Raw genomic sequence first — 11,316 nt, forward strand, 5'->3', positions numbered from 1 at the left:
ACAAGTTACGAGCGATCGCTCGTCGGCTCTGGTACACAGCACGCCTCTGTGATAATTTAAGAGAGTAATAAAGATACGTGCGCGTAGCGTGCCTTCGGCATCACCTTATCTAAAAATCATACTTTAATTCAGCAACGCCAAAATTACTAGCTAAACTAGCAATATTAGATGATAAACGGAAAGATTGTTTTAATAAATTCCACGCGCCACTTATACCAGTATAAGGTTTTTTATCTTCTTCCATTTTTCTTTCATAAACATTTTGTTTTTCATCTCCAAAAACTACATATTCCCCATTATTTTGTAAATAAATTTTTTTAATTATTTCTACCCATTCTTTTTTATAGTCTTGAATTTCATCGATAAAAATGACAGGATATTGATTAATTTTGTCTATATTTTCCCTAAATAAATCAACATTACTATAATAGTTTGTTTCAAAATATGTTGAACGAGTTTTGCTATCCCAATCATCAAAATCATCAGGAATATTGATTTTTATTCCTATATTATTTAATTCTTGTTTAATAAAATCATGATAATTAGTAATATAAAAATTGCCCCAATTAAAATCTTCTCTCACTTCACTAATTCGATCATGAATATAGTTTTTTAGAGTAATATTATAGGTAAGTATGATAATTTTAGGTTGATAAATATATTCATTTTCTATTCTTTTTAAAGCATTTACTGCCCTTTTAGCTAATACACAAGTTTTTCCTGAACCTGCTACACCTTTTGCTTTTTGTTGACCAATTTTACTAATAATTAATTCTTGTTGTTTAGGGGTATAATTTAATTCTTTTCCTTCTTCTTTTGTGTGATAAGGAGGTTGTAAATGACGTTTAAAACTGCTGTATAATTCCTCATCAAAATATTTTGATTTTCTACTTAAATAGTTTTTATCTAAAATTTTATTAAAGTTTTCTTTTATTAAAGAGTTATGCCCTAATATTATTTGATGACTTAAAAAGTTAAGATAACTTTGATCTTCTTGAAAATTAAAAGTAAAAAAATGATTAATATTTTCTTCAGTTTCCCAGTGAAAATAAACAGCACAAGTGACGATTGCCCAATGATTAGGTTGTTTTATTTTTTTCTCTAATAAATTCTCAATATGTAAATCATAGAGGTTTTGTTTATAAGCTAAAACTTGATCAATTGGGGATTTTATGACGTACCAATTATTCCCATTTTGAGTTACTTCCCACTGCTTTTTACTATTAATTCTATAATGTTGTAAATGCCAATCTTTTACCTCAATAATCATCACCCCTGAATCTTTCCTCATCAAAACAATATCGGGGCGATCGCCATTTAGAAAAGGTTGAAAATATATCTCATAGGAATCATCTAAATTATCGACTAAAAAATTGATTAAATGTAATTCTCCATCTGTGGGTTTTTGACGAAGATGAGAGAATTGTTCTAAAGAAGGAAATAGTTGTGCCATAGTTTTTATTATTTCTATTTACATATCAAAAGAGGTTTTAAAAATATGCAGAATCAAAAAAATGACCTGCATACTTTCGGTTAATTAGCAAGTTTAAAATCCCAATAAACAGTAGTAATAAACAAACATTTTTCCTCCTTATCTATGGGGGCAATAATTCGCAATCCCCGTAAATCATCAATTAATGAATCGTAGATGGTATTCTTGAGACATTTATCAAGAAGTGTCCATGTACGAGCATGACTATGGAATTGATACTTCCCATAAGCTAAGGCTACCCGAATCATATTGACATTAATTGCTCGTTGTTGCATCCTTCTTTGAGCGTGGTTTTCATCATGGTATGTACCTGCAATGATAAACTCAGGAATTGCCACGATTTTGGCATCTTTTTCCACAAGAGAATGCAAAATTTTGCTTAATTTCATAGTATTACCAACCATTAATTTCACTTCCTATTTATTTATCAGTAGTGAAATGAGAAATTATGCAACATCGACTTAATTTTTTTGATGCTACAGATTAAGTTTTTTTACCTTACTTAATGTCATCTAAGAAGTTTAATGTAGTCGTGGTACACCACTTAGTGATCGCCTTCTTCCAATAATTCCACTTCTTTATCTATAGTTTTCTCGTAACCCTCATAACAATCATAATTACTTAAATCATTACCATACCACAACAAAAATTAAGGATAAATGATCAGGATTTCTCCCTTAAATTAGGATTTGTTAAAGCCGACTGAAGATTAAACTCATAATAAATAGCTTCAGTGAAACACTTAATTAAGCTATCAATATTTGTTCGCAAAGTTTATCTTCTAAGTCTTTTTCTTCTTGATTAGCTGAAATAATTGCATTATACATAATTTCGGAGATAGATAATCCTTGTTGATGTTGTGTTAACCATTGTTGAGCTTGATTCCCATGTTCAAGAATTTTATAAGCTGGGGTAAGGAAACAAGAAAACCCTTTTGATTTAGCAATGGGATATAATTCGCTAATTAACTCTTCTAACCAGTCACGAGCAATGATTTTACTACCATCTTGCCAACGATATAACTGCGCATCTAAACTATTTTCGCTAACTGCTTGTTCATTATATTGAGTAACTTTTAGTAATTCTGTTTCTAAATCACCGTGATTAATGGTACTTTTTTGTAAAGGATCGAGGGTATCATCGAGTAAAATTTGATTGATTCTTGCTTCTAAAATAGCGGTTATAGCTAACAAATGAATGGGGTTTAAAACTAAATCACAAATTCTCAATTCCAGACGATTGAGGTTATAAGGGCGATTGTCACCATTAGGACGTACAGAAGACCATAAATGTCTTACATTCTGCATTTTACCTAAAATTAATTGTTGTTTTGTCCACTCAATAAAATGATTATGACTGGTAAATAAAGGAACATGATCAGGAGTTTGAGGAAATAAACGCCAACGGGTAGAATGAAATCCTGTTACTTGATTATCCAAAAAAGGAGAAGATGCACTCAAAGCTAGTAATAAAGGCGCTTCTAATCGAATTAAACGATAGGCTTGAATTAATTTTTCTGTGTTTTCGATACCAATATTAATATGAATACTAGCAGTAACAATTTTTGTATGATAGGTTTGTTCAATATAATCATGATAATGGTTGTCAGGATCTGAGCGAAAAAATTGACTACTATCCCCTAAAGATAAAGTGCTTCCCGGGATAATGGTATAATCACCCAAAGTTTGAAGATATTGTCGTAAATCTCGACGAGGGCGCAATAAAGCACATAGTAAACGATCATAATTGCACAAAGGAGCAGTAGTATATTCCACATTCCGACTGTCTGGCTCTCGCACAAAACCATGTAAATCTCTAACAATTTGGCTAGAAAGACCGATTACTTTACCTTCTGGAGTGCCTGTATAAACTTCAACTTCAAATCCTTTCGTTAACAGCACATTTTTTCCTCAATGGTTGCTCTACATTTTAATTATCATTGATCATCGTATTCTTGACAATATTTGCATGAAAATGACCTGAGTTCGAGATAAAATCTTCCGTGAGGTAAAGGGCAAAGGGCAAAGGGCAAAAGGAATTAAACCTGATACCTGCCTAAATCTGATATTGAAACCATCGAAGGGGGGTAAATTTAGGTAATATTTAACTTCTGATCGAATGATAAAGCAACAATCTATTATCATAGTTAAGGTATATCTATAGAAAAAATTAAATTAAATTAACGTGAGTCAGACTAACTTAGAATTTTTAGCCGATACAGATCCCGCCATCGCCGAAATTATTGCTAACGAGTTACAACGTCAAAGAGGACATTTAGAATTAATTGCTAGTGAAAATTTTACGTCTCCTGCCGTAATGGCTGCGCAAGGTTCGGTTTTAACCAATAAATATGCCGAGGGTTTACCCGGAAAACGTTATTATGGTGGTTGCAAATTCGTTGATCAAGCTGAAGATTTGGCGATCGCACGAGCAAAAGAGTTATTTGGTGCGGAAATGGCCAACGTACAACCCCATTCAGGCGCACAGGCTAATTTTGCAGTATTTTTAACCCTTCTCCAACCCGGTGATAAAATCATGGGGATGGATTTGTCTCACGGTGGACACTTAACCCATGGATCGCCTGTAAACGTTTCTGGTAAATGGTTTGAAGTTTGTCAATACGGTGTAAGTAAAGAAACCGAACGTTTAGATTATGATCAAATCAGAGAAATTGCCTTAAAAGAACGTCCGAAACTCATTATTTGCGGTTATTCTGCCTATCCTCGCACCATAGAATTTGATAAATTTAGACAAATTGCGGACGAAGTGGGAGCATATTTATTAGCAGACATTGCCCATATTGCTGGTTTAGTAGCGACAGGATTACATCCTAACCCCGTGCCTTATTGCGATGTGGTAACAACTACCACCCATAAGACATTAAGAGGACCAAGAGGCGGTTTAATCCTCACTCGTGATGCAGAATTAGGCAAACAACTCAATAAAGCGGTATTCCCCGGTACTCAAGGAGGCCCCCTTGAACACGTTATCGCAGGTAAAGCCGTCGCCTTCGGAGAAGCCTTGAAACCCGAATTTAAAACCTATTGTGAGCAAGTTATTCTTAATTCCAAAACGTTGGGTAATCAATTAGTAAATCGTGGTTTTAAATTGGTATCTGGCGGTACAGATAATCACCTTAACTTAGTAGATTTGCGCTCTATCGGTATGACTGGGAAAATTGCTGATCAATTATTAGGTAAAACTAGCATCACAGCCAATAAAAATACTGTACCTTTTGATCCTGAATCTCCTTTTGTTACCAGTGGCTTACGTTTAGGTTCACCAGCAGAAACCACCAGAGGCTTAAAAGAAGCAGAATTTACTGAGGTTGCTAACATTATCGCTGATAGACTCTTAAATCCTGAAGATGAAGCGGTAAGATTAGATTGTATTAAACGTGTTGAAACATTATGCGATCGCTTCCCCTTATATCCTCATTTAAGAATCCCCGTACCGGCTTTAGCATAAATGTAATCCCCTTGAGAGAGGGGACTTCTTTTAAAAAGAATGACAAATATAATTTCAATTCAAGCAATATAAAATCAATTTTAGTATCGTTTTAGTCAATTTTAATTCTTTTGCCCTTTACTCTTTACCCTTTGCCATTGCCATACTTTCACCAGTCAAGACAAGATTTGAAATTAAACATTATTCAAATAAATAGCCAAATAAACAGGATTTAGAAATGTAGAGTATATTGAAGGCAATAACAAATTAAAATAAGATCATGATATTGATGAATTTTCCACAGAATTTCAATGCTCTTAATATACTTGCACAAATGCAAGAAGTGCCTTTAGTACAAGATTCTTTACAAGAAAATTTAGGAAGTACCGTTGTTAATGTCGGTAAAGCTCTTTTAATTTTAATTATTGGTTTAATTTTTGCCAATATTGTTAAAGGGCAAATTAAAAAATGGTTAAAAAAGACTGATGTTGATAACCGTTTCGCCAATATGATTGTCGGTGAAAGCCCACAAAATCAACCTTTGATTCCTACGGAAAAATGGATTTCCGAAATTGTCGGCTGGATTATCACTCTGTTTGTCATCGTTGCTTTTCTTGATGCCTTAGAGTTACAGTCGGTTTCCCAGCCCTTAAATCTTCTCTTAGGTGAAGTTACCAAGTTTTTACCACGCATTGGAGGTGCATTACTTCTAATTCTTTTGGCTTGGGGTGTTGCAACCATAGTTAAGTTATTTGTCACCAGAATTTTAGCTCAATTTCGTCTCGATGAAAAGTTAAATGCCCAAGTGAAAGATGATGACACTGCAACCATTACTGATAATGAGCCAATAGCTCTTAGTGAAACTATTGGTAACGCACTTTACTGGTTTGTTTATCTCTTATTTTTACCTTCCATTCTCAGCATTTTGCAGTTAGAAGGTACTTTAAGCCCGTTAAATGAATTAGTTAATGACATTTTAGGAATACTTCCGAATGTTTTTGCGGCGATTATTATTGCTTTCCTTGGTTGGATTGTTGCCCAAGTTGTCAAAAAAGTAGTTATTAATCTCCTTACTGCTATTGGTGCGAATCGTGTCGGTGCTAAATTTGGTTTATCTACTGCCAACAGAAAACAATCTTTGGCTTACATTATCGGCTCAGTGGTATATGTTTTAGTGTTAATTCCTATCGCTATTACTGCCCTTGATGCCCTCCAAATTCAGGCGATTTCTACCCCCGCCATCGCCATGTTAAATCAAGTTTTAGATATTTTACCAAAGCTATTTGCTGGTATTGTTATCATTGGTTTAGCTTATTTTGGTGGGCAATATTTGTCGGAATTAGTCACTAATTTTTTAACAACCATCGGTTTTAATAATGTATTTGTTTGGTTAGGAATTACCCAACCTTCAAGACGATTTGTTAACTCAAGTGGATTTGTTGACGAGTCACCATCTTCTGATGAATCTTCCACTAATACCGTTGTCAATAAAACTCCAGCCGAAATTGTAGGGGCGATTGTTTTAGTTAGTATTTTATTGGTAGCGTCTTTAACTGCCGTTGACATTCTACAAATTGATGCTTTAAAACAAGTAGTAACTTTTACATTACTTTTAGGGGGACAAGTTTTAGTTGGAGTCGTTATTTTAGGTATCGGTTTATATTTCGCTAATTTAGTGTTTAAACTCATAGCCAATTCTGGTACTCATCAAGCCCTTTTGTTAGCCCAAGTTGCCCGTATTGCCGTTATTGTTTTAGTCTCCGCTATGGCTTTAGAAAGAATCGGTATTGCACCTAATATCGTTAATCTTGCCTTCGGTTTACTCATGGGAGGAATTGCTGTGGCGATCGCCCTTGCCTTTGGTTTGGGAGGAAGAAAAACGGCGGATAAACTTCTACAACAATGGTTAGAATCCTTTAATCAAAAATAAATTTTAAAAAACAAATTTTAAGCCTCCTTACCTCCAAACTTAGGGGATTAAGGAGGCTATTAACTGCTTAGTATTCATCTACGCATAAAAAGGGCTGGAGATAGGAGTTAGGAGTTAGTAACAAGTAATTATTGCTAAACATCAATAACGGTAATCCAATCTTGATATTCAGCGTCTCTATTTTCAGTAATGGCGGTTAGTTTTTCTTTGATTTTATTAGTAATAATTTTCTCTTCGGGAAGAGGATAATTTTCGACTCTTTTGACAGGAGTAATTTTCGCTGCCGTGCCACATAAAAATACTTCATCGGCAATAAATAATTCTGTTTTATCTATTTCTCTTTGCTCAATTTCTATGTTAAAATTATTCGCAATGGTCAAAATACTATCTCTAGTAATACCTTCTAAAATATCTTGATCAAAACTAGGAGTAATTAATTTATTATTTCTTACCATAAAAATATTCATTCCTGTGGCTTCACAAACTTTTCCTTGAGAATTCATCAAGATTGCTTCATCAAAACCACTATCTACGGCTTCGGTTTTTGCTAAAGCTGATGTAATATAAGCACCACTAATTTTTCCTCTTAAGGGTAAACTACGATCTTCTTGACGATACCATGAACTTAAACGACAATTAATACCATCAGGAGAAAGATAATCACCCATTTCTAAACCATAAACAAAGAAGTTTTTTTCAATATTATGGAGTCTTGGCGCAATGCCTAAATCTGAGGTATAAACAAAAGGACGAATATAAAAAGCATTAGTGGGTTTATTTTTACTAACGAAATCCTTAATTACTTCTTCAATCTTAGCGGGAGAAAGATCATAATGTAAGTATTTGGCACTATTACTTAATCTCTGACAATGACGATCTAAACGAAATAATAACACTTGTTGGGGATTAGCAGGGTTAATTGTCCCTCTCAATCCACCAAACGCACCTGTACCATAATGTAACGCATGAGTAGCAATGGAAATATTAGCTTCGACAAAAGGAATAAACTTATCTTCAAAATAAGCTATGGGTAAAAAATCTGGCATAATTTATGATTTTATAGTCTAATAAATATATTATTTACATATACTCATTAATCGTATCATTAAAGGAATAAACAATTAATAATTAGGAGAAATAGACTTCTTGCAGAAGTGGAGTAATGAGTAATGAGTTAAGAAATTAACGTTTTCCATCCTAAAATAGATTTTACTTTTTATTTTGCAAAAGGTCTAATACTTATTAATCAAAGTGTTTATTTCCAAATTTCGGTTAATCTTTGATCTCTACCGCAACGATAACGATAATATTTATAAAGAACAGGATTTTTTTTGTAATAATCTTGGTGATAATCTTCGGCAGGGTAAAAGGTAGTAACGGATTTTATTTCAGTAAAAATAGGCTTTTTAAGTTGTTTCTCCACTTTTGCTTTAGTTTCTTCCGCTAATTTTTTTTGTGTTTCATTATGATAATAAATACCACTACGATATTGACTTCCCACATCACAGAATTGTCTATTTTTTACGGTAGGATCGATATTTTGCCAAAAAATAGTTAATAATTGACTATAATTGACCAAATTACTATCATATTTGATTTCTACCGCCTCCGTATGACCTGTTTTACCATTACTTACTTGTTGATAAGTGGGATTTTTGACATTGCCTCCCGTGTAACCTGAAGTTGTCGATAAAACTCCTTTTATTTCGTCAAAAGGCGATTCCATACACCAAAAACAGCCTCCTGCAAAAGTGGCTTTCTCAATTTTTGTGGTGTCAGCATGGGCAAAAGAAGTTATTATTAGAAAAGAAAAAATCGTGATGGATAAGACTTTTTTAAATTTACTAAATATTGCTGACAATTTTCGATAATTAAAGATGTTTTTTAGATTATTAGGCATTTTTTTAAAATAATTATAGGTAAATAAAAAAAATTAGTTAAAATTTATTGAGTTTAAAAACTATAAAATAAGAAATAAAAATCACTTCATTTCTTGTTATTAAGATAATATAATTTATTACTTTTCTTCTTGGTCTATATTTACAATTAATTGATCATAAAGATAAAGAGTGATGATAGTAATAAGTTAATAATTTTATCATCAATATTAACTATTTTCAGGAATAAATTTTAAAGCAACCCCATTATTACAATAACGTTTTCCTGTTGGTTTTGGCCCATCAATAAAAACATGACCTTGATGACCACCGCATCGACTACAGTGATATTCTGTCCGTGGAATAAATAATTTAAAATCTTTTTTCGTCTCAATAGCATTAGCTATACTATCATAAAAACTAGGCCAACCAGTGCCACTATTATATTTAGTTGATGAATTAAATAAAGGTAAACTACATCCTGCACAAGTATAAACTCCTTTTCTTTTTTCATCATTTAAAGGACTAGAAAAAGGTTTCTCTGTACCTTCTTTTCTTAAGACTTGATATTGTTGTGCAGTAAGTTTTTTCTGCCATTCTTTATCAGATAAAAATACTTTTTTAGATTTATTTTCTCCTGATTTAACTTCAGTTACTCCTAAAAATAAGGGAAGACTAAAAATACTTATAGATAAAAAATTACGTCTTTTCATATATATCTTAGTGGTAAAAATTATTTTTTTGTTAATAATTGATATTTTGAATATAATAATATCTTACACTTATTACTTGATATTTATAATTAATTTTTCATTAATAATTACTGATTATCCTATCAGAAAACTTAGAAAAATCTTAAACTTTTTCTCAGCTTTAATTGTTATAGTTAAAAATATCATGTATCTAATTAAAGGAAAAAAATGATAAAAATTCGCCCTTCAACAGAAAGAGGAAACTTAAATTTTGGTTGGTTAGACACAAAACATACTTTCTCTTTTGGTAGTTATTATGATCCTCAATATACAGGTTTTGGCAATTTATTGGTAATTAATGAAGATATTATTGCACCTAGTCAGGGTTTTAGTACTCATGGACATCAAGATATGGAGATTGTTACTTATGTAATTAAGGGAGAATTAGAACATAAGGATAGTATTAATAATATAGCAACAATTCCCGAAGGAGAAGTACAAAGAATGACGGCAGGTACTGGAATTCGTCATAGTGAATATAATCATTCTGATGAAGAATCTGTCCATTTATTGCAAATTTGGATTACTCCAGATACTAAAAATTTAACTCCAAGTTATGAGCAAAAATCATTTTCTTCGGCACAAAAAAAAGGAAAACTTTGTTTATTAGCTTCTGCTGACGGTAGAGAAAACTCATTAAAAATTCATCAAAACGTAGATTTATTTGCGATAATATTAGATTGTAATGAACAAATTAACTATGATTTAAAACAAGATGATTATAGTTGGATTCAGATAGTAAAAGGAGAATTAAATCTCAATACAGAAACATTAAAAACAGGTGATGGTGCGGCTATTAAACAAGAGAATAAACTTACTTTAACGTCATTTCAAGACAACACGGAGTTTTTATTATTTCACTTTAAATCTTAAACAATTATCATTAGTTAATGGAAGATTTTAGATTTATTGATAAGTGAGTAAGTAATATTAATTGTGTATTTTATTTTTCTTACTCACTATGGTAACAATGGGTTTAAAACCTATTGCCTCTATACAATTAATTTTCCATGAATACTTATCATCAAATCACCTTAAATCCTCTATTATTTATAGTAAGGTTGATTATCAGTAAAAATCCGCATTTAAGTTTTTTGATATAAAAAAGATGAAAAATAAGCTACTATGATATTAGTCATACCTAGTTATAATTATTATGAAAAAAACTTTATATATCCCCGATGAATTATGGGAAGAATTAACTAATTATTTAAAACAACATCCTCAAGAAAATCCCTCTAGCTTAGTACAAAAAGCATTAAAAGAAAAGTTACGTCTTCGTAATGGTGAAGGATTATTAAAATTAGCTGGAATAGTTAAAAATGCCTCGGCGGATGCCTCTACAAATATAAATAACCGCTAATGAAACGATTAGTATTAGATGCTGGACCATTAATAGCGTTAGTATCTGAAAGAGATAACTATCATAGTGAAGCTAAACTAGGTTTTAGCCAAATTTCCCTTATTTTTGGTGAAGTTTTAACTCCTTTACCCATATTATTTGAAGTTTATAAGTTTGTATCTCGTAATGAATCATCCAACATGGCACATAAATTATTAAGTGTTATTCAGGAGGAAACAGTAATTGTGACTATCTCTGAATCAGATTTTGTGAGTATATCCGATTTAGTCTTGAATTTTTCCCATTGGCAAGGTACTTTAGAAGACGCTTCAGTAATAGCGGTACTTAAACAAAACGATAAAAGAAATTAGGTTATAATTTTTGTATTATAACGTTTTTAGGTCAAAATGAAAGAAACAACATCTTCATCAATGCCACCATGTTTTAATCGCTGGTGTCAAAAAATAGATCCAGTC

11 protein-coding genes are annotated in these 11,316 nt (G+C 32.1%); 5 read left to right on the forward strand and 6 right to left on the reverse strand.

What is annotated here, in order from left to right:
* Positions 1-109: 109 nt before the first annotated feature.
* The 3 genes from ACEW8E_RS01705 to gshA form a co-directional block, all read right to left on the reverse strand.
* Complete coding sequence (locus ACEW8E_RS01705) at positions 110-1,453, reverse strand: UvrD-helicase domain-containing protein (RefSeq protein WP_373478610.1); 1,344 nt, start codon at positions 1,451-1,453, stop codon at positions 110-112.
* An 80-nt stretch (positions 1,454-1,533) separates the two neighbouring features.
* Positions 1,534-1,896: a DUF4258 domain-containing protein gene (locus tag ACEW8E_RS01710; RefSeq protein WP_373478611.1), complete on the reverse strand. Its 363-nt coding sequence runs from the start codon at positions 1,894-1,896 to the stop codon at positions 1,534-1,536.
* Between the two features lie 342 nt (positions 1,897-2,238).
* Positions 2,239-3,393 carry a glutamate--cysteine ligase gene (gene gshA / locus ACEW8E_RS01715; RefSeq protein WP_373478612.1) on the reverse strand — a complete coding sequence of 385 codons (1,155 nt, stop codon included), beginning with the start codon at positions 3,391-3,393 and terminating at the stop codon, positions 2,239-2,241.
* A gap of 283 nt (positions 3,394-3,676) precedes the next feature.
* Between gshA and glyA the strand changes: the two genes are divergently transcribed.
* Positions 3,677-4,960 (forward strand): serine hydroxymethyltransferase, encoded by a 1,284-nt coding sequence (glyA, locus tag ACEW8E_RS01720; protein ID WP_373478613.1) that lies wholly within the window; start codon positions 3,677-3,679, stop codon positions 4,958-4,960.
* Positions 4,961-5,228: 268 nt separating this feature from the next.
* The gene (locus ACEW8E_RS01725) at positions 5,229-6,869 is read left to right on the forward strand and encodes a mechanosensitive ion channel (RefSeq protein WP_373478614.1); all 1,641 of its coding nucleotides are present in this window, start codon (positions 5,229-5,231) and stop codon (positions 6,867-6,869) included.
* Between the two features lie 134 nt (positions 6,870-7,003).
* Here the strand turns inward: ACEW8E_RS01725 and ACEW8E_RS01730 are convergent, their stop codons facing one another.
* The 3 genes from ACEW8E_RS01730 to msrB form a co-directional block, all read right to left on the reverse strand.
* A complete protein-coding gene (locus ACEW8E_RS01730; RefSeq protein ID WP_373478615.1) occupies positions 7,004-7,915 on the reverse strand; it encodes a branched-chain amino acid transaminase in 912 nt (303 codons plus the stop codon).
* Between the two features lie 209 nt (positions 7,916-8,124).
* Positions 8,125-8,769: a peptide-methionine (S)-S-oxide reductase MsrA gene (gene msrA / locus ACEW8E_RS01735; protein ID WP_373478616.1), complete on the reverse strand. Its 645-nt coding sequence runs from the start codon at positions 8,767-8,769 to the stop codon at positions 8,125-8,127.
* Between the two features lie 207 nt (positions 8,770-8,976).
* A complete protein-coding gene (msrB, locus tag ACEW8E_RS01740; protein WP_373478617.1) occupies positions 8,977-9,459 on the reverse strand; it encodes a peptide-methionine (R)-S-oxide reductase MsrB in 483 nt (160 codons plus the stop codon).
* 207 nt (positions 9,460-9,666) lie between these two features.
* Between msrB and ACEW8E_RS01745 the strand changes: the two genes are divergently transcribed.
* The 3 genes from ACEW8E_RS01745 (at position 9,667) to ACEW8E_RS01755 (ending at position 11,211) form a co-directional block, all read left to right on the forward strand.
* Positions 9,667-10,371, forward strand: coding sequence for a pirin family protein (locus ACEW8E_RS01745; protein WP_373478618.1), 705 nt, complete (start codon positions 9,667-9,669; stop codon positions 10,369-10,371).
* Between the two features lie 283 nt (positions 10,372-10,654).
* Positions 10,655-10,861, forward strand: a complete 207-nt coding sequence (locus tag ACEW8E_RS01750; protein ID WP_373478619.1) for a hypothetical protein — start codon at positions 10,655-10,657, stop codon at positions 10,859-10,861.
* On the forward strand, positions 10,861-11,211 hold the full coding sequence (locus ACEW8E_RS01755) for a type II toxin-antitoxin system VapC family toxin (protein WP_373478620.1): 351 nt from the start codon (positions 10,861-10,863) through the stop codon (positions 11,209-11,211). Before ACEW8E_RS01750 ends, ACEW8E_RS01755 begins: the two co-directional genes overlap by 1 nt.
* The last annotated feature ends 105 nt before the right edge of the window (positions 11,212-11,316 follow it).

Origin of the sequence: Geminocystis sp., from assembly GCF_041753295.1 — a bacterium.
Lineage (GTDB): Bacteria > Cyanobacteriota > Cyanobacteriia > Cyanobacteriales > Cyanobacteriaceae > Geminocystis.